This window comes from Lysinibacillus sp. NPDC096418, assembly GCF_044762775.1.
In the GTDB taxonomy this organism is placed as follows: Bacteria; Bacillota; Bacilli; order Bacillales_A; family Planococcaceae; genus Lysinibacillus.
On sequence record NZ_JBIWEY010000005.1, the window covers coordinates 62,441 to 82,368 of the forward strand.

The following is a 19,928-nucleotide window of genomic DNA, read 5'->3' on the forward strand; positions in this document are numbered from 1 at the left end:
GGTACGATAATACGACATTTTTCGCAATAATTCCCTGTGAAGGATACGAGTGTGCTTTAACACAACTATTTATTAATCGTTTTGATATTTATACATCCACAGTAAACCAGATTTCATCAGACGTGCAATTCGTCCCGTTACTGTTGTATCTGCTAAATATGCAAATCCTTGTTTTTTACCAAGTGAGCCCATGAAGCCTTTTAATTTAATGTCTGGCATTTTCTCTGGTAGATGCTCACCTTTCCAACGCATACGTAGTACTTTAACGATATGTTCTGCTTGTTCTTCTGCAAGTTGAGCACTTGGTGCAAATGTAGAAGAAGCACAGTCTCCAACAACATATACATGCTCATCATCTAAAACGTTAAAGTATTGTGTTACAACTGGGCGACCTTGACGATCTTTTTCCACCTCTAAATCACGAACGATTTTTACAGGTTGTACACCAGCTGTCCAAACGACAGCATCCAATGGTATTTCATCTTCATGATTAAAAATTTTACCTGGTTCAACTTTTGTAATATTAGATTCTGCGATAACATCAACATTATGTTTGATAAACCATTCTTTCACATATTTACTAAGCTTCTCAGGGAAGTCTTTTAAAATACGTTGACCACGATCAAATAATTTTATATTTAAGTCTGCACGGCTTTCGCGAAGTTCACTAGCAAGCTCAATGCCACTTAACCCAGCACCGACAATACCGACAGTAGAACCCGATGGCAGCCCACAAAGTGCATTAAATGTCTGACGTGACTTAGCGATTGTCTGAATACTATACGAGTGTTCCTCTGCTCCAGGCACACCGTGGTATTTATCCTCGCAACCAAGCCCAATAACTAAATCATCATAATCTATACGTTGTCCGCCATCTAGAATAACCACTTTCTCTTCGCGATTAATCTCGACAACTTCACCGTATACAGCTGTTAAACGTTCATGTTCAGGGAAATTCACACGAATTTCTTTATCTGTTGATGTCCCTGCTGCAAGTGCGTAAAACTCTGTTTTTAAACTATGGAAAGGTGCTCTGTCTACCAGCACGATTTCCGTGTCTAATGGTAAATTATTCGGTAATAGGCGAAGCATGACACGCATATTGCCATAGCCGCCCCCTAAAAGTACTAATTTCCCCATAATAATCTCCTTTGATGTGTCTCATAATAATTGTTCACAAAGTATCCACAATTGAGTATAACTGATTGTGAGATGTTTCACAATATAAGAATTGCATTTTGTGAAAGATTTCACAAAACTAAGAGTTTTTCATCAAAATTAATGAATTACTTCACTTTTAGTATCCAAAACATACCTTGTTGACGAACGTTCCAAAACCGAGTAGCATAACAAAGGTGAGGTGACACTTATGAATCCAATGGTTGAATTTTGTATAAGCAACTTAGCAAATGGCTCTCAAAAAACATATGAAATACTAGAGCGCGACCCAAATATCGACGTTTTAGAATACGGATGTCTTAGCTATTGTACAAAATGTGCGGAATCCTTTTACGCTGTTGTTAATGGTGAACTAGTAGAAGCTGATTCACCTGCAGAGCTAACGAATGCGATATATCAATATATTGAAGATAACCCTATGTGGTGAATTGTTTCAATTGAACTAAAATCAAAACCACCAGTATACCTGGTGGTTTTGATTTTTTATCTATTTAGGCGCTTCAATATTTCTTAGAGACAATACGATAGTTAGATTCTTCAGTCCAACTTATCTACTAATGTTTCCAGTAAATAAGTTGGCTGCTGTTCTTTTTCTAAAACAGCAGCAGTTGGGGTTACACCAGTATTGACGTGGATTGTATCACAACCGTAACGAATGCCACACATGATATCCGTGTCATAATTATCCCCTACCATTACCATATCACCTTTTTCAAAGCCATGATCTTTAGCTATTACCTCAAGCATAGCAGGTGATGGTTTTCCTATATAAAGTGGTTCAACACCAGCTACATCCCCTACTAAACGTGCAAATGAGCCATTCCCTGGCACAAATCCTTGCTCAGTTGGAAATTTAACATCTGGATTTGTCGCGATCAATGTCGCTCCATTTTGGATAGCAATCGTTGCCTTCGCAAGTTTTGTATAGTCAATTGTACGGTCAATGCCCATTACAAATACATCTGGATGTTCTTCTGTAATGGCTATATTTTCATCCAATAATGCTGAACGAAGACCGTCAGATCCTATCATCGCCACTTTCTTACCAGCATAATTTGCTGCAATGTACTTTGCAGTTACAAGTGCGCTCGAATAGAGATGGTCTAAAGGCGCCTCAATATCAATTGCTCGTAAAGCTTTTTGTAATTGCTCTCTTGTTTTGGAAGAGTTATTTGTCACATAAAAAGGTTCAATTCCTTGTTCTTGCAAGCTGTGAATGAATTTAATCGCAGAAGGAATTCCTTCTTTCCCACGGTAAACAGTGCCATCAAGATCAAAACAATAAGCCTTATATGTTCTCATTTATGAGCCCCTTCTGGCAAAAATGCCGAAACAGGTCCTAGTTCATTTGTTAAGTAATCATTCACAGCTAGTGGAAATTGCTTTAACGTAGGTAGGTTCGTTGTTAACACATTGACAACCTCATCTACATCTACATTTATAAATTCTCGAACAAGCATCTTACGTAAACCGACAACTGCTTTTAAAGGCGCATCCATGTCGACTGTTACGACTTTCTCATCGACTAAAATATCAATAATATCCTCATAGCTACCTGGGTCACGCATGATAAAGCCATCAATCATCAAATTACCAACATCCATCATTGACTCCATAATATTATGACCAATACGCTCAATTGCTAGTCTTGATATATCGTTTTGTAGCCAATTATTCTCTGACTCCAAAATAGCAAGTAGTCCATCTAAGTACTGTAAATTTTCTGTGATTTTATTACGATCTACAAAATACACAAGGTATGCCCCCATTCAAATCAATTAAAGTTGATAGTCTTTTCCCTTCTATAGTACCATAACAATAGAACTGGAAGGGGATTAAAAGATGGAACGCTTTTTCTTATATGATGATGTAGAAGATACAAAGACCCGTTTTGTAAGCTTTGCAGGTGAAAAGTTACGCTATGATTTAGCAATTCTACAATCAAGCCGTTTTTTCGGTAAAGTACTTGTTATGGATATTCAATTTGGTCGCTTTGCCATTATCGGCGCCGACGATGTAGAGGAACCTGGTTATCTCGAGCACGTATACAACCGCTCCGAGGAAGAAACTGTAGAGCTACGTGAATATTTACGTGAATTACTAAGCTAATAGACTTTAAAAAACATCCTTATCATTCACGGTATAGGATGTTTTTATGTGTGTAATCGTTTTATCGCCCTAGTTATGGTTATTGTCTCCAATAATTCGAAATTTATCACCCATTAAAATAAATTTATCGCCCCAATTTTCTAATTTCTCGACGTACATCTTACAAACAAAAAACCTGATGCAAAAAAACACATCAGGTTAGTATAATTATTCAGTTACTTCTAAAACAGGCTCCGTCACTTCGGTTACTTCTACTGTTGTTTTTTCTGGCTGTTGCATAACTTTCCCAACTTTTCGTAAGACAAAATAAGCGCAGCCAAAATTACAATACTCATATAAGTAATCTTGAAGTGTACTAATTTTTGTGTCAAACGTAGATTTTTGATTTTTATCGTCAAAAAATCCTTTTAAGCGTAATTGGTTATAGCCCCAATCTCCAACGATATAATCGTATTTTGCTAAAATATCCGAATAGCGCTCCTTTAATACCTCTTCTTGAAAAGCTTCTCGGTAATCATTTATAAGTTCATACTCATATCCTTCAATGATAATCAAAGTGACACCACCCTTCTATATATACTATTATCTTCTCGTTAAATGTCCGCTTGCAACTGTCGTGCTTTCGTTGCCTCATTTACTTGCTCATCTGCGTGATAACTACTACGTACTAATGGACCTGCCTCACAATGTTTGAAACCTTTTTCCATCGCAATTTTACGCAACTTGCCAAACTCTAAAGGTGAATAATATTTTTTTACCGCTAAATGCTTTTTCGTTGGCTGTAAATATTGACCGATTGTCATAATGTCTACGTCATTTGCACGTAAATCATCCATTACTTCTAAAATCTCTTCATGTGTTTCGCCTAAGCCAATCATCAATGAAGATTTTGTTGGAATAGTAGGTTGCATTTCTTTTGCCAAACGTAAAAATTCTAATGAACGCTCATATTTGGCACGTGCACGAACTCTTGGTGTCAAACGACGGACTGTTTCAATATTATGATTCAAAATATCTGGTTTTGCATCCATTAACAACTGAAGATTTTCTTCAGTACCACCGAGGTCAGACGGTAATACTTCAACTGATGTTTGTGGACTTTTTCGGCGAATCGCACGCACTGTTTCTGCTAATACTTCCGCACCACCATCTTTTAAATCATCTCGAGCTACCATTGTAATGACGACGTGTTTTAAGTTCATAATAGCAACTGAATCTGCTACGCGCTCTGGTTCTGCAAGATCTAACTCATTTGGTAAGCCTGTTTTTACAGCGCAAAAACGACAAGCTCGTGTACAAACTGAACCTAAAATCATCATCGTTGCAGTACGACGTTCGCCCCAACATTCATGAATATTTGGACAGCGTGCTTCTTCACAAACTGTGTGTAGGTTCTTTTCTCGCATGAGCTTCTTGAGCCCTTTATATTCATCGTTTGTATTTAGTTTAATTTTTAGCCAATCTGGTTTTCGCAAATGTTCTTCTTTTTGATTGCTTGTAGGTTTACAAGATGTCATACGAATATCGCCCCTATCGAGTATTAGTACATTATTAATTACGCTTCGGCTTAATTTCGTCCAGAATTTGAATTGTACCTGTATAATTCAAATTCTGTAACATCAGCCAAAGGCATTAACCTGATTCAGCGGGCTTTTAGACACCCTTTGCATAGATTACTAAATCCGCATTCATCCCATTACTTATGGAAGTGGGGAACCTTCCGCTAAATCAGGTTAAAAAGTCATCACTGTTGTCAATGTATCACATTACACGCACTGCAACAACTAGCTTTTACTATTCCACCAAACATTTCTAATCCATTTTTAATGGTACCTCAAGAGATGGCTGCGGCGCATCACTACCATTCGTATAGATATTTGGTACCGGCCCTCTCGTTAGACCCATTGCTACTGGGATACTCTGTGCAACAGTGGCAGATTTACTTGCAAAAGGTACAATAATCTGTACGTTTACCTCCAAATTAATCCACACCTCGACAAATGCGCTATTAATACCAAATTCTTTTATGTTTGATGTCACAGTACTATGCACATTACCAATGATATGAAAGCGAATCGGAATTTTCGGACCTAAATTGCCGAGTAATGGGAGATTTGCCGCTTGCCCAAGCGGTACAAAAAATACAATCCCGTCACCCTCTTCGATTTTTCCAACATCATATTCAACAGTCTCTAACTCTGGTAAATGCGTTAAATCGCCTTGCTCAGCCTGCGCTAAATAACTTTTTACTAAACCTTGTATTTCCGCTTGTACTCGATTTATGATGTCTGTATTAAATTTTACGGTAACTGTTTCCGCCGAACCTGCAGGTAATTCTTCAATAATATCATTCACATCTAAAACACTTGACGTTCGAGAACTAATAGCTTCATTGACAACATAGGAAGCAATCTTATCTGTTTGTTTTTCTGCATATTGTAAATACGTCGGCATCAGCCTTTGATTTAAAACGTATAAAAATAAGAGCATACATCCAATAAAACTTACTAAAAAGATCGTAAGACGGTTCGAGTTTTTAGTTCTTCTACTATTTTTTCTTAATTTCATCCTTTTTCGAGGGAAATACAAAAAAATCTCCTCCTGTTCCATAACGTATGAACAGGAAGAGACAATTATTCGATATTAGCGGCAACAAGATAATCCGTTTCAACCTTTGCAATTACGACAGTTGGATCATCCGCCAAATTTATTTCATATGTAGCTGATAATAATTCATCATGTTCTTCAAAAATACGAATCCAAGGCCAATTCGGATCGATAGGATCTTGTTTCGAGACAATCCCTCGACGGCCATCCGATAATTTTAAGATTGCACCATTCGGGTAATGTACGACGGATTTTTTTAAGGCATTGACGATTTTCGGATCATAAATTGTGCCAGAACCTGCTTCAACAATCGCTAACCCTTGTGATGGGAGCATTTTTTCACGATATACACGGTTTGTCGTTACTGCATCGAAAACATCTGCAACACCAATAATTTTTGCAAATGGATGAATTTCAAAATCTACTAACCCACGTGGGTACCCACTACCATCAATCCGCTCATGGTGCTGAAATGCACAATGTGCCACTAGTAATGAAATGGAATGTAAATTTCGTAAGACATCAAAACCATAACGTGTATGCATTTTCATTGTTTCAAATTCTTCATGCGTTAAATGTCCTGGCTTCGTAACAATCTCCTTTGGCACCATAATTTTACCGATATCATGCAATAGAGCTCCAATACCGATCAAACGTAAATCTTCTGCCGAATGCCCTAATTCTCTGGCAATTGCAATTGAATACAAGGTCACTTGAAATGAATGCTGATATAAATATTCATCGAACAAATATGCATCCGCCAACACAGTTAAAATTTCGTTATTTCCCATCACTGCCAGCAGCAATTCATCAACAATAGAGACAATTTCCTTCGATTGTTGATCGAGCACATAAGAAGCACTAATCGCATTTAATCCATTCAATGACTGGAAAGAGTTTTTAATAGTTGAGATAGCTTTATTTCGAACAATTGGAGGAACTGTATCTTCTACCTCAATACCCTTCGAAATTTCATCGTCAATATATAAATAATGAGTATGTAATTGTTGAAGTCTTAAAATAATGCGCTCATTAATAACTACACCTTTTTTCAAAAGTGGATGTCCCGCTTCATTCCAAATAGTTCTTCCTAGCACCATTCCCTCTTTTAATACATCGATTGAAATTAATCGCATGACCTCTTCCCCAATCTATTATTAAAGCTAGTTTTCTAATATTCATTTAAAAACTTTCCGACCATAACTCTCCATAATATTACGTAAAAAATCAGGCATGATATATTTTTTCTTCGCATATTTAAAACTCGGATAAAAATAACCATACGTAAATAGATCTAACGTTACTAATGTATACGTAAGTCTAGCATCTGCTAATTCTCCATTTATGAGTAATTGCCGATCTTCATTCATAGAAAAACCATACAGCAACATCTTACCGAAAATGACACCTCTGAAGCCCAGCCCTTTTAATTCTATAAAAGGCCACTCTTCATTTTTTGATTGAAGTAATATTTCCTTTAACTCCATCCCAGATAATTCAATTGTACATAAATTAATAGGATGTGGGAAAATCTTGTGCAAATCAAGAGTAGTCACGGGGCCTTTTGGTAGTCCATCCATAAAAATCCCCGCATTAAACAATGCACAATCTGCACCGCTTTTCTCTAGAATTGCCTGCGCAAATAAATCTGAAAGCTGCGAGTAATGAAACCACTCTTTATTAAATGCTTGAGGTGTTGTAAAAACAGGTACATTCAGTAACCGTTCTCCCTCTTCGTCTAATGACAACAAAAACTTATCCTCATTTTCAACAGCTGGCAATTCTTCATTATGAATTAATTTGTCTGTTTTTCCAATAAGTGTACATTTATCTTTATCATATTCTAAAACTAGGTGTCCTGTAAACTGGCCAAATTTCCCCCCACCAGTCAGTAATACACCATTTACCATTTTCCCATTTGACAAGATATGATGCGTATGCGAGCCAAAAATGACATCAATTTCAGGACATTCTTCCGCTAACAATTCATCTTCTGTAATTCCTAAATGTGACAAACAAACAACAATATGGGCTTCCTTACGAAGTTGATATGCTAAACGAACCATCGCACATCTTGGATCTTCAATATCCCAACCTAATTCTTTATAGAACGCCTCAAACATTGCAGTAGCTGCGATTACAGCAATCTTTGTTCCATGCTCAGTTGTCAAAATGACATATGGCTTCAACCAAGCTGGATTACTGCCATATGTCGCCTGTAAATTAGCAATAACTACATCAAAATTAGCTTCATCATATAGATGATAAAGCTCCTTATGGGATAATGTTATTCCTTCATTGTTCCCAAGTGTCACAACATCATATTGTGCTTCATTTAACAGTGCAACATTTCCTTTCCCAACCGTTGCATCTGTATATATATTTGAACGATCTAAATGATCACCAACATCAAATAAATAACTTGTCTCACCACGAGCCGCAAATTCTACCCGTTTCTTTTTCACATAGTTTTGCATACGAGGCCAAAACTTAAAATGACTATGCAAATCATTCGTGTGAAAAATATGAATTTTTTCTAGCATTTAAGCCACCTCTTCTTTTCAATCAATTACGCCTCGGTGGAATTGTACCTACCGCTGACGCCACGCTTTAGGAACATGATTTTTTGAATTAAAATAAACCATCCAATATTGAGCGAATTCCTAGTAATAATAAAATAATTCTTAATGCAAGTACAAGTGAATCTGACTTGATTTTTTTATTTAATGCAGCCCCTATTTTTGCACCAATGTATGCCCCAGGAATGACTGGAATTGTATACAACCACGGTACATTTCCTAAGTAAATATGGCTAGCCGAGTTTACTATCGATGATAAAAATACCATGAACATCGAAGTTGCAACTGCCACATGTGGTGGGAATAAAAATAAAATAATCATTGCTGGCACAAGCATTGATCCTCCACCAATGCCAAACAGACCCGATGCAAAACCAATTGAAAACGTCAGTAATACTGCAAACCAGATTGGATATCCATAAATGTAATCTTTCCCCTCGTTATCGGTAAATTCACGTTTCACACCATTTTTCACAAACCATTTTACTGGTTTTATCTTATCCCGTACAAGTAAAATCGTGGATAATATAATAAGTAAAATACCAAAATATAAATTGAAGGATGGTAAATCCAATCCTTTATTAATCCACGCCCCCAAAATAGTACCTGGTACACTACCTATAAAAAAGACAAATCCACTTTTATAATCAACCGTTTTCGATTTCATATAACTTATTGTCGAAGCTAAGCCTGTAAAAATCATCATTACCACAGATAATCCAACAACCTTCTGTGGTGTCAAATCAGGAATCATGCCTAAATTTAAGCCGATAAACAAGGTAGCCGGTACCAAAATTACGCCGCCACCTAATCCAACAAGTGCGCCCACGATACCTGAACAAAGCGCAATAAATACTAATAGAATAAATTCCATTAAAATTCTCCTTCAAACATATTTAATTGTTTAGGTGCTAAGCCGTCATCCTTAATGGCTAAAATCGATTGTAATTCCTTTGCATTTTTTGCCGCATGATGACCCGAATTATTATTGAACAATACAAAAAGCTCCTCTGTTTGCGATTGAAGCATTTTTATATTTTGCCCAATTTGTTGTAATTCTTCCCTATTGTAATCATATAAAAAGCGAACTTTACGCCAGTTCTCTGTATTCCCTGTATTCCGCCAACCTTGAATATTACGCCCATGAATACGAATCAAAGCTTTTTTTGCGGTTGCGATAGGATAAAATGGTACGGATCCGACCCCCGCCTGTGGTTCATCACAAATCGTATGAATAAAAGCATTTGTGTTCAGGAAATCCATCGTTCTCTCTCTCACATTTTCTGCATACCATGTTTTGTTACGAAATTCTATTGCTACATCAAAATTCTTTAGTTGTTGCCTTATATATAGTAAATATTGTACATTTTTAGTCTGACAATCAAACCAAGGTGGAAATTGTGCCAGTATCATGGCTAACTTACCATGTCGTCTGAACTCATTGGCACTTTCGATAAACGTCTGAAACATATCATTTTTCGTCTCAAAAGGAATATCACTACGGAGATGCCCAGTCATTCCTTGGTATGCCTTTACAACAAAGAGGAAATTGTCCGGTGTACCTTCACACCATTTCCGTACATTATCGACAGATGGAATGGCATAAAATGATGTGTCTACCTCCACTGTTAAAAAATGACCGGTATAATCAAATAATTTGTCTTTCGAGGCAGTCACTTTACTATATAGCGAAGGATGATCGCCCCAGCCTGTTAATCCTACTCGAATCAAGTAACCCCCTCCTTTATTTAACATTATCATAGCATATACGCTCAATATACAAATGCTCAACCACAAAAAAATGCGACCAAAGCTAATATAGCTCTAGTCGCATATCTATCAACGAAAAATCAGCCGATAGAACCTTCCATTTCAAACTTGATCAGGCGGTTCATTTCTACTGCATATTCCATTGGTAATTCTTTTGTAAATGGTTCGATGAAGCCCATTACGATCATTTCTGTCGCTTCTTCTTCAGAAATACCACGAGACATTAAGTAGAATAATTGTTCTTCTGATACTTTAGAAACTTTCGCTTCATGCTCTAAAGAAACATTATCATTTAACATTTCGTTGTATGGAATTGTATCTGAAGTAGAGTCATTATCCATGATTAATGTATCACATTCAATGTTTGCACGTGCACCGCTCGCTTTAGGGCCGAAGCGTACTTGACCCATATACGTTACTTTACCACCTTGTTTAGCAATCGATTTTGATACGATTGTTGAAGATGTATTTGGCGCTAAGTGAATCATTTTCGCACCAGCATGTTGGTGTTGTCCTTTACCTGCTAAAGCGATCGATAATGTCATACCACGAGCACCTTCACCTTTAAGGATACATGCTGGGTATTTCATTGTTAATTTAGAACCGATGTTACCATCAATCCATTCCATCGTACCGTTTTCTTCAACAACTGTACGTTTCGTTACTAAGTTGTAAACGTTGTTCGCCCAGTTTTGAATCGTTGTATAACGGCAGTATGCATCTTTACGTACAACGATTTCTACTACTGCTGAGTGTAAAGAGTTTGTTGTGTAAACAGGTGCTGTACAACCTTCAACATAGTGTACAGAAGCGCCTTCGTCTACAATAATTAGCGTACGCTCGAATTGACCCATGTTTTCAGAGTTAATACGGAAGTATGCTTGTAATGGCGTTTCTACCTTTACGCCTGGTGGTACGTATATGAATGAACCACCTGACCATACTGCTGAGTTAAGTGCTGAGAACTTGTTGTCAGAGTAAGGAATAACTGTACCCCAATACTTTTTGAAAATATCTTCATTTTCACGAAGTGCTGAATCTGTATCTTTGAACACGATACCAAGATCTTCAAGCTCTTGTTTCATGTTATGATATACTACCTCAGATTCGTACTGAGCAGATACACCTGCAAGATACTTTTGTTCTGCCTCAGGAATACCTAATTTATCGAAAGTAGCTTTGATTTCTTCAGGTACTTCATCCCAAGATTTTTGTGTTGCTTCAGATGGTTTTACGTAATACGTAATTTCATCGAAGTCTAAAGAACCAAGGTCGCCACCCCATTGTGGCATTGGTTTTGCATAGAAAGTTTCAAGAGATTTTAAGCGGTACTCAAGCATCCACTCAGGCTCTTCTTTCATATTTGAAATTTCACGGACGATTTCTTCAGTTAAACCACGTTTTGAACGGAAAATCGATACGTCCTTGTCATGGAATCCGTATTTGTAATCGCCAATATCAGGCATTTTTTTAGCCATTATTTCTCCTCCGTTCATAAATTACTATTCTTCTTTTATCTAGGTTAAAGCGCCATCCCCTCGAGGTCGCTTCGGTTCCTTCCTACGTGTGCAAGCACACTTGTTAGGACCCTCCAGCGCTTGTCGGGGATAAACGGGCGCTTTAGCACTTTTATTCTTTTACGCCTTTTTCCATCGCTTTCCAAGCCAATGTTGCACATTTAATACGTGCTGGGAATTTTGCCACGCCTTGTAGCGCCTCTACATCCTCAAGGTCGTATTTTTCGCTGTATTCTTCACCCATCATCATCTTTGAAAAAATGTCTGAAAGCTCTAGTGCTTCTTCGATTTTCTTCCCTTTGACGATTTGTGTCATCATCGATGCAGAAGACATCGAAATTGAGCAGCCTTCGCCGTCAAATTTCGCATCTTCTACAACACCATCAGTCACTTTTAGCGTTAAGTGAATGCGGTCACCACAAGTCGGATTGTTCATATCAATCGTTACAGCATCATTTTCTAAAGACCCTTTGTTACGAGGATTTTTGTAATGATCCATGATTACTGAACGGTAAAGTTGATCTAAGTTATTAAAAGACATCGCTAAAATACTCCTTCGCAGAACGCAACCCTTGTACTAAGCGGTCAATATCTTCTTCAGTATTGTACATATAGAAGCTTGCACGCGCTGTGGCAACTTGTTGAAGACACTTCATTAGTGGTTGTGCGCAATGATGTCCAGCACGAACAGCAATACCGCCCATATCAAGAACAGTCGCCACATCATGTGGATGCACATCATCTAAATTGAATGTCACAAGACCACAACGCTTCATTGGATCACGTGGGCCAAATATTTTAAGTCCGTTAATCGTTTCAAGCTCATCCATCGCATAACCAGCAAGTGCATGTTCATGCTTCGCGATGTTTTCAAGCCCTACTTCATTTAAGAAATCAATCGCAGCACCCAAACCAACTGCACCTGCAATGATTGGTGTACCACCTTCGAACTTCCACGGTAACTCTTTCCACGTTGAATCATAAAGACCAACAAAGTCGATCATTTCGCCACCAAATTCAATTGGCTCCATCTTTTCAAGGTGTTCTTTTTTACCATATAGTACACCTATTCCAGTTGGACCGCACATTTTATGTCCTGAGAAGCCCAAGAAATCACAATCTAAATCTTGTACGTCTACAACAGCATGTGGTACACCTTGTGCGCCGTCCACTACCATTATTGCACCATTTGCATGTGCAATTTTAGCAATTTCCTTCACAGGGTTAATCGTACCAAGAACGTTTGAAACCATTGTAACTGAAACAATTTTCGTATTTGGCGTAATCGTAGCACGAACTTTTTCAAGATCTAACGTACCATCAGCCTCTAAATCGATATATTTTAAAGTAGCTTTCTGCTCTTTCGCTAGTTGTTGCCAAGGAATAATGTTTGAGTGGTGCTCCATATGTGTAATAACAATTTCGTCACCTTCTGAAACATTTGCACGGCCATAACTAGCTGCTACAGTATTTAAAGCAGTTGTCGTACCGCGTGTAAAAATAATCTCTTCCGTCGATTTTGCATTGATAAATTTGCGAACCTTCTCACGTGCGCCTTCATATTTGTCTGTCGCACGATTCCCTAGTGTATGTACACCACGGTGAACGTTAGAATTATCAAATTCATAGTAATTCTTCATCGCTTCAATTACTTGAATTGGCTTTTGAGAAGTTGCGGCACTATCAAGGTAAACAAGCGGATTGCCGTTTACTTCTTGATTTAATATTGGGAAATAGCTTTTAATGTCTTTATTCATCATTAGCGAACTTTCCTTTCGATGACCTCCGTCAGTTGCTTTTTAACGCCCTCGATTGGTAATTGCGTAACAACTGGCGCAAGGAATCCATGGATAACAAGGCGCTCTGCTTCTGTTTTCGAGATACCACGACTCATTAAGTAATAAAGTTGTAGTGGATCTACGCGTCCAACAGATGCTGCGTGTCCTGCTGTTACATCGTCTTCGTCAATTAGTAAAATTGGGTTAGCATCACCACGTGCTTTTTCAGAAAGCATTAATACGCGTGATTCTTGTTGTGCATCAGCTTTTGTAGCACCATGCTCAATTTTACCAATACCATTAAAGATTGTTTGTGCAGCTTCTTTCATCACACCATGTTTTAAAATATGACCGTTCGTGTTTTTACCCCAATGACGAACTTCAGTTGTGAAGTTTTGCTTTTGCGTACCGCGTCCAACAACAACTGATTTCGTATCTGCTTGAGAGCCATCTCCGATTAGGTGTGAAATGTTTTCAGAAATTGTGTCTGAATCATTCATTAAGCCTAGTGCCCAGTCAATTTTAGCGTCACGTGCTAAACGTGCACGACGGTTTACATACGTCGTATAGCCTTTAGCTAGTACATCAACAGCGCCATAAGTAACTTGTGCATTGTCTAAGGCAATTACTTCAGCAATGATGTTTGCTTGTCCTTGTGCTTCTTCAACTGTAGATACATAAGTTTCAACATAAGTAACAGCTGAGTTCGCCTCTGCAACTACTAACACGTGGTTGAAGAGTGAAGCCTCTGCATTATCATTTAAGAAAACAACTTGAAGAGGTTCTTCTACGATTACGTTTTTAGGTACATATACGAATACGCCACCATTAACTAATGCAGCATGTAGCGCTGTTAATTTATGCTCATCTACTTTAACCGCTTCAGTCATAAAGTACTTTTCAACTAGTTCACTATGTTCGCGAACAGCCGTTAAAATATCTGTAAATACTACACCTTTGTCAGTAAGTTCTTGAGAAACTTTAATGAAGGCTGGTGTGTTATTACGTTGAATATATAAGTTTTCTTGTGCATCAAGGTCGATTAAACCTTTTGCTTCTTCTGGTAGTGCATCAAGTGAAGCGAATGTTTCGCTTACCACTGTATGCTGAGGGAAGTTCATGAAATCCCATTTTGTAATGTTTGTTTTATCTGGTTTTGGCATGTCTAAACCAGCTGCTTTGTCTAGTGCTGCCTCACGAAGTGCTGTAAACCAAGTTGGTTCACCATTTGCTTCAGAGAACGAGCGCACGTCCTGTGCAGTTGCAGGCAAGTTAATTTCCACTGTCATGCTAGTTCGTCCTCCTTCTTATGCTTCTTGTTCTTCTGTTTCGTCTTCAATACCTAATTCTTTTTTAATCCAGTCGTAACCTTCTGCTTCTAAGCGGTGTGCTAACTCTTCGCCACCAGATTTAACAACGCGACCTTGCATCATTACGTGAACATGGTCAGGTGTGATGTAGTTTAGTAGACGTTGATAGTGAGTGATCATTAAGCAACCGAAGCCTTCGCCACGCATTGCATTGATACCTTTAGAAACTACTTTAAGTGCATCGATATCAAGACCAGAGTCGATTTCATCAAGAATAGCAAATTTAGGCTTAATCATCATTAATTGAAGAATCTCATTACGTTTTTTCTCTCCGCCTGAGAAGCCTTCGTTTAAGTAACGTTGTGCCATATCTTCGTCCATTTCAAGGAATTCCATGTTTTTATCTAGTTCACGGATGAATTTCATAAGAGAAATTTCATCGCCTTCTTCACGACGAGAATTGATAGCAGAACGTAAGAAATCAGCGTTTGTTACACCAGCGATTTCAGATGGGTATTGCATTGCAAGGAAAAGTCCTGCTTGTGCACGTTCATCTACTTCCATTTCTAGTACATTTTCACCGTCAAGTTCAACTGAACCTGAAGTTACTTCATATTTAGGGTGACCCATAATAGCAGAAGCTAAAGTAGATTTACCTGTACCGTTTGGGCCCATGATTGCATGGATTTCATTTGTATTAATTGTAAGGTTTACGCCTTTTAAAATCTCTTTACCGTCGATTTCAACGTGAAGATCTTTAATTACTAAAGTTGACATGAGAATACCTCCATAGTGTGTTCATTGAATGGCAAACCATTCCTTAATTATTATCATTCTAATCTTAACTGAAAATACTTCTCTATGCAAACCATTTTAACTACTTTCATTTTTCTCTATATAAATCTCGAAAAGCAAAGGCTTTTAAAGCATTTTCAGACGATTGTTAGTAAAAGCTTTTATTGAGAATCATCACCCTTCATTTTCAATAAAAACCACTTAATTGAGAATCGATTTCATCTAGCATCATAGTGAAAACCTCGCACAAAACGCCAATTGTAGCCGTTTTGTGACAGTTATCCACAAATAACAATACATATAATATACCCTTTCGCATTAAAATGAAAACAAAGAGATTACTATTTGAGGTACTTTAAAATCATCAAACCTAACCATTTATAACCATTACTAAATACTTATTCAAAAAAGTCCTCCCTAAGCATCTCAGACTCTTTGAATTCATTAAACATTTACAATTACCGTTTTTATAATCATATTTTTTCATAAATACTATATAATTGAGATATGATTTATCTTATTTTTCGATCAATAGGGGTGAAATTTCAGTGGAATTACGTCAATTACGCTATTTCGTTGAGGTTGCGGAGCGAGAGCATATATCGGAAGCAGCGGAACATTTACATGTTGCACAATCTGCAATTAGCCGACAAATAGCAAATTTAGAAGATGAATTAGGTACACCACTTTTTGAACGTATTGGGCGCAATGTGAAATTAACGCCAATCGGGAAAATTTTCTTAGAGCATACGATTACTGCATTAAAGGCAATCGATTTTGCCGCAAAGCAAGTTGAGGAATATTTAGATCCTGCAAAAGGAACGATTAAAATCGGTTTCCCAACTAGTCTGGCAAGCTATGTACTACCAACAGTTATTTCTGCTTTTAAAAAAGAATATCCAGACTTGCAGTTTCAACTCCGACAAGGTTCTTATAAATTTTTAATCGACGCTGTGAAGAATCGTGAATTGAACTTAGCTTTTTTAGGTCCACTTCCACCAAAAGATGAAACGATTCAGCCGACAATATTATTTACTGAGAACATTGCAGCATTATTACCTGCAAACCATCCTTTAGCAAAAGAAGAAAGTATTATGCTTGCCGATTTACGTAACGACCAGTTCGTATTATTTCCCGACGGATTTATTTTACATAAAGTTGCGATGGACGCTTGCCGTGCTGCTGGCTTCTTGCCTAATGTTATTTCAGAGGGTGAAGATTTAGACGCGCTAAAAGGGCTTGTCGCTGCTGGTATTGGCGTCAGCTTATTACCTGAAAGCACACTTTATGATTCAGCTGCGCGTTTTACCGTTAAAGTACCAATTAAATCACCGACGATTCCAAGAACAGTTGGCATTATTTCTCCAATTAACCGTGATATTGCCCCCTCAGAGAAAATTTTCTTAGAGTTCGTAAAAGATTTTTTCTCACGCATATCGCAATTCCAATAAAAAATCACCGTACATACAAAAATGCCCAATGGATTTTCTGCAATCCATTGGGCATTTCTTTTTTTATTTCTCTTTGTTGCCGAAACGGTCGACAATCATTGTTAACGCACCATCACCAGTAACATTTGTTGCTGTACCAAAGCTATCTTGCGCTAAGTAAAGAGCAATCATCAATGCTACCATTGTTTCATCAAAGCCGAGCATTGATTGAAGTAAACCTAATGCAGCCACTACTGCGCCACCAGGTACACCTGGAGCTGCTATCATTGTGACACCTAGCATGAAGATAAAACCAGCATAGAGTGTAAAGCTAATATCCATACCATTCATCATCATTACCCCAAGTGAGCATGTTACAAGTGTAATCGTACTCCCCGATAAGTGAATTGTCGCAAAAAGGGGCACGGTGAAACTCGATACTTTTTCTGAAGCACCCGTTTGTTGCGTCTGACGAAGTGTAACAGGTATTGCTGCAGCTGAAGATTGTGTCCCTAGAGCTGTAAAGTATGCAGGTAGCATCGCTTTAATCAGTGTAAATGGATTTTTCTTATTTAACGCACCCGCTGTTGTAAATTGAATAAGTAGCATTACCCAGTGCATCACAATGATTAATAAGAATACCACCGCAAACACAGATAAGATTTTTGCTACTTGACCACCGAATGTCATGTTCAGGAAAATACCAAAAATGTGGAAAGGTAATAATGGAATAATTACATAAGAAATTACCTTCTCAATAATTGAATTAAATTCCTCAAAGCCACGCTTCATCACATCGCTGTTAATAGCAGCCATCCCAATCCCTACGATAAATGCAAAGATTAATGCCGCCATTACGTCCATTAGCGGAATCATCTCAACTTTAAAGAAAGCTTGCGCTAAAAACTCTTCTGGATTAGCCATGTTTTTCGCACCTTCATTTGAGATGAAGTTCGGCAACACGTTACGTGCTACAAAGAAAGCAATAAATCCAGCTACTAATGTTGAAAAATAAGCAAAGAATGTTGCTAATCCTAATAACTTTCCAGAGCCTTTACCAAGTTGGGCAATCCCCGGTGCAATAAATCCAATAATAATTAACGGTACTATAAAGTTTAAGAAGTTACCGAATAAGCCGTTAAATGTTGCAAATACACGTACAAATGGTTCCGGGACAAAGTTACCAAGCACCACTGCTAGCAAAATAGCTACGATAATCCTCGCTAATAAACCAAACTTTAATTTCATCAATATGTCCTCCCTATAAAAACAACTGTCTTTTTCAGATATACTAACAGTAATTTATCATAAATAATTTATATTTTGTAGTGTTTGAAATATAGGCGGAATAATTTATATCTTCTTAATTTTCTAATAAAAAACCAAGTGTATCAATAAACCAATTGTCATCACTATTAAAGTAGTAACTTTATTTTCACTTCGAAATGCTCGCTGCGCTTTCAGCGAAAAACACTATTTAAAATTTGAAACATTTCATATTGAAGAACTAATACGCTAGTTCGTCTATTTATATCCGATCTCCAAAACGTCACATTCAAACCTATATTTACTTTAACAATGAAAAAACCGATAACACGGTAAAGAAGTGTTGTCGGTTTAACATTAACTATTTACTTAACAGGAATACTTACTATCTAACATGACATTACAAAAAATAAGGCTCAATTATAAATCTTTTCACTGTTCATTATAGCTTCTTTTTATTGTGCCCACTGCTTAGTAAGCTGTAGCCCATCCTTCGTGTTCACTGGTAAGATAGCATCTGTGCCCAAACTATCAATATACTGCATTATTTGTTCTAAAATTTGAGGCGTTGTTTCATACTCTTCCAAACGATCCTCAGTAATACCATGTAACATAATAATTACCCACGATTTTTCAGCAACTGCCTTATCAATCCATTTTTTTACATCAGAAAGTTCTATTGTATTTGTGACAGCATATGATTTTAACCAGTACGGATCATAATTATTAGGTGAATTAGTTTCTCGCCCTAATACGCGAACTCCATCGAAATATTGCATAGCGATTTTTTGAATGTCTTCATTATAAGATGAGTACGGAACTGCAAGAGTGGAAACTAAATCTTCACCTAATAAAGACTCAATTACATTTATGCTTTCAGCAAATTCATAATGCATTTCATCTACTGATTTCTCTGTTAAAAAAGAGTGCGTTTGAGTATGCGATGCAATTTCTATACCCAGATCATGTGCAACCCATACTTGCGATGGAATCATATAATTTTCATCACCTGAGTGCAATTTATCACCAATAATATTGAAAGTACCTGGCATATTGTACTTCGAATGAAGTGGTACTGCGTTTTCATACCAATTCCGATAGCCATCATCATAAGATAACGTCACAAGTGCCTGACTTTTATAATCACCAACATCTAGAGGTTTGATTTTGTCCATATTTTCGATTGCAAAGTTGGTCGTAAAAGTCATTGTGAAATTACTTGTTAAACGATTTAATTTATAGTTCTCCACATCATTTAGAACATTTAATGTGTATGTTGTATAGTTTTCATATGACTTTTTAGGCTTTACTATTACTTTATTATTATTTACCTCAAATGTAATTGGAAAGTTATTTCCATCCTCATCTTTTATTGTAATAGCAGAATTCGTAATAGATGCTTTATCCACCGCATGATTAAATGTAATCGTCCACTCCTTATTCAAATCTGTAATTTCTACGTTTTTTGTAATTGATTCTGCTCTCGTCACACTCATATCATTGATTGATAAAAGTACTACAGTAACGACTAATAAAACGATAAACTTTCTCCACCATTTCAACCATAAGCTCCCCTTACGTATTCTAT

Annotated in this window: 20 protein-coding genes; 3 read left to right on the forward strand and 17 right to left on the reverse strand. The window is 37.3% G+C overall.

Annotated features, from left to right (window positions below):
- Nucleotides 1-72: 72 nt before the first annotated feature.
- Nucleotides 73-1,140: an NAD(P)/FAD-dependent oxidoreductase gene (locus ACIQZG_RS06770; RefSeq protein WP_402754406.1), complete on the reverse strand. Its 1,068-nt coding sequence runs from the start codon at nucleotides 1,138-1,140 to the stop codon at nucleotides 73-75.
- A gap of 229 nt (nucleotides 1,141-1,369) precedes the next feature.
- On the opposite strand from ACIQZG_RS06770, the gene ACIQZG_RS06775 reads away from it, so the two are divergent.
- Entirely contained in the window at nucleotides 1,370-1,606 is a 237-nt protein-coding gene (locus ACIQZG_RS06775) for a YuzB family protein (RefSeq protein ID WP_402754407.1), read from the forward strand.
- Between the two features lie 110 nt (nucleotides 1,607-1,716).
- On the opposite strand, the gene ACIQZG_RS06780 is transcribed toward ACIQZG_RS06775, so the two are convergent.
- Together ACIQZG_RS06780 and ACIQZG_RS06785 are read right to left on the reverse strand one after the other, a co-directional pair.
- Complete coding sequence (locus tag ACIQZG_RS06780; protein ID WP_402754408.1) at nucleotides 1,717-2,481, reverse strand: TIGR01457 family HAD-type hydrolase; 765 nt, start codon at nucleotides 2,479-2,481, stop codon at nucleotides 1,717-1,719.
- Entirely contained in the window at nucleotides 2,478-2,933 is a 456-nt protein-coding gene (locus ACIQZG_RS06785) for a DUF86 domain-containing protein (RefSeq protein ID WP_402754409.1), read from the reverse strand. The genes ACIQZG_RS06780 and ACIQZG_RS06785 overlap by 4 nt, the downstream gene beginning before the upstream one ends.
- A gap of 88 nt (nucleotides 2,934-3,021) precedes the next feature.
- On the opposite strand from ACIQZG_RS06785, the gene ACIQZG_RS06790 reads away from it, so the two are divergent.
- Complete coding sequence (locus tag ACIQZG_RS06790) at nucleotides 3,022-3,288, forward strand: DUF3055 domain-containing protein (RefSeq protein WP_402754410.1); 267 nt, start codon at nucleotides 3,022-3,024, stop codon at nucleotides 3,286-3,288.
- A gap of 207 nt (nucleotides 3,289-3,495) precedes the next feature.
- Here the strand turns inward: ACIQZG_RS06790 and ACIQZG_RS06795 are convergent, their stop codons facing one another.
- The 12 genes from ACIQZG_RS06795 to sufC form a co-directional block, all read right to left on the reverse strand.
- Nucleotides 3,496-3,843 carry a YutD family protein gene (locus ACIQZG_RS06795; RefSeq protein WP_402754411.1) on the reverse strand — a complete coding sequence of 116 codons (348 nt, stop codon included), beginning with the start codon at nucleotides 3,841-3,843 and terminating at the stop codon, nucleotides 3,496-3,498.
- Nucleotides 3,844-3,881: 38 nt separating this feature from the next.
- Nucleotides 3,882-4,805 (reverse strand): lipoyl synthase, encoded by a 924-nt coding sequence (gene lipA, locus ACIQZG_RS06800; protein WP_402754412.1) that lies wholly within the window; start codon nucleotides 4,803-4,805, stop codon nucleotides 3,882-3,884.
- Between the two features lie 295 nt (nucleotides 4,806-5,100).
- Complete coding sequence (gene yunB / locus ACIQZG_RS06805) at nucleotides 5,101-5,898, reverse strand: sporulation protein YunB (protein ID WP_402754413.1); 798 nt, start codon at nucleotides 5,896-5,898, stop codon at nucleotides 5,101-5,103.
- Nucleotides 5,899-5,921: 23 nt separating this feature from the next.
- Nucleotides 5,922-7,031 (reverse strand): HD-GYP domain-containing protein, encoded by a 1,110-nt coding sequence (locus ACIQZG_RS06810; protein ID WP_402754414.1) that lies wholly within the window; start codon nucleotides 7,029-7,031, stop codon nucleotides 5,922-5,924.
- 42 nt (nucleotides 7,032-7,073) lie between these two features.
- Nucleotides 7,074-8,438 carry a bifunctional metallophosphatase/5'-nucleotidase gene (locus ACIQZG_RS06815; RefSeq protein WP_402754415.1) on the reverse strand — a complete coding sequence of 455 codons (1,365 nt, stop codon included), beginning with the start codon at nucleotides 8,436-8,438 and terminating at the stop codon, nucleotides 7,074-7,076.
- Nucleotides 8,439-8,526: 88 nt separating this feature from the next.
- On the reverse strand, nucleotides 8,527-9,348 hold the full coding sequence (locus ACIQZG_RS06820; protein WP_402754416.1) for a sulfite exporter TauE/SafE family protein: 822 nt from the start codon (nucleotides 9,346-9,348) through the stop codon (nucleotides 8,527-8,529).
- Complete coding sequence (locus tag ACIQZG_RS06825; RefSeq protein WP_402754417.1) at nucleotides 9,348-10,205, reverse strand: DUF72 domain-containing protein; 858 nt, start codon at nucleotides 10,203-10,205, stop codon at nucleotides 9,348-9,350. The genes ACIQZG_RS06820 and ACIQZG_RS06825 overlap by 1 nt, the downstream gene beginning before the upstream one ends.
- Before the next feature lie 119 nt (nucleotides 10,206-10,324).
- Nucleotides 10,325-11,722, reverse strand: coding sequence for a Fe-S cluster assembly protein SufB (sufB, locus tag ACIQZG_RS06830; RefSeq protein ID WP_402754418.1), 1,398 nt, complete (start codon nucleotides 11,720-11,722; stop codon nucleotides 10,325-10,327).
- Nucleotides 11,723-11,873: 151 nt separating this feature from the next.
- Nucleotides 11,874-12,302, reverse strand: coding sequence for a Fe-S cluster assembly sulfur transfer protein SufU (sufU, locus tag ACIQZG_RS06835; protein ID WP_402754419.1), 429 nt, complete (start codon nucleotides 12,300-12,302; stop codon nucleotides 11,874-11,876).
- Nucleotides 12,292-13,521 (reverse strand): cysteine desulfurase, encoded by a 1,230-nt coding sequence (locus tag ACIQZG_RS06840; RefSeq protein WP_402754420.1) that lies wholly within the window; start codon nucleotides 13,519-13,521, stop codon nucleotides 12,292-12,294. The genes sufU and ACIQZG_RS06840 overlap by 11 nt, the downstream gene beginning before the upstream one ends.
- Nucleotides 13,521-14,828 carry a Fe-S cluster assembly protein SufD gene (gene sufD / locus ACIQZG_RS06845; protein WP_402754421.1) on the reverse strand — a complete coding sequence of 436 codons (1,308 nt, stop codon included), beginning with the start codon at nucleotides 14,826-14,828 and terminating at the stop codon, nucleotides 13,521-13,523. Before sufD ends, ACIQZG_RS06840 begins: the two co-directional genes overlap by 1 nt.
- An 18-nt stretch (nucleotides 14,829-14,846) precedes the next feature.
- Nucleotides 14,847-15,632, reverse strand: a complete 786-nt coding sequence (gene sufC / locus ACIQZG_RS06850; RefSeq protein WP_402754507.1) for a Fe-S cluster assembly ATPase SufC — start codon at nucleotides 15,630-15,632, stop codon at nucleotides 14,847-14,849.
- A 560-nt stretch (nucleotides 15,633-16,192) separates the two neighbouring features.
- On the opposite strand from sufC, the gene gltC reads away from it, so the two are divergent.
- On the forward strand, nucleotides 16,193-17,095 hold the full coding sequence (gltC, locus tag ACIQZG_RS06855) for a glutamate biosynthesis transcriptional regulator GltC (protein ID WP_402754422.1): 903 nt from the start codon (nucleotides 16,193-16,195) through the stop codon (nucleotides 17,093-17,095).
- Between the two features lie 63 nt (nucleotides 17,096-17,158).
- Here the strand turns inward: gltC and ACIQZG_RS06860 are convergent, their stop codons facing one another.
- Nucleotides 17,159-18,322 carry a dicarboxylate/amino acid:cation symporter gene (locus ACIQZG_RS06860; protein ID WP_402754423.1) on the reverse strand — a complete coding sequence of 388 codons (1,164 nt, stop codon included), beginning with the start codon at nucleotides 18,320-18,322 and terminating at the stop codon, nucleotides 17,159-17,161.
- Between the two features lie 473 nt (nucleotides 18,323-18,795).
- A complete protein-coding gene (locus ACIQZG_RS06865) occupies nucleotides 18,796-19,902 on the reverse strand; it encodes a polysaccharide deacetylase family protein (protein ID WP_402754424.1) in 1,107 nt (368 codons plus the stop codon).
- Between the last annotated feature and the right edge of the window lie 26 nt (nucleotides 19,903-19,928).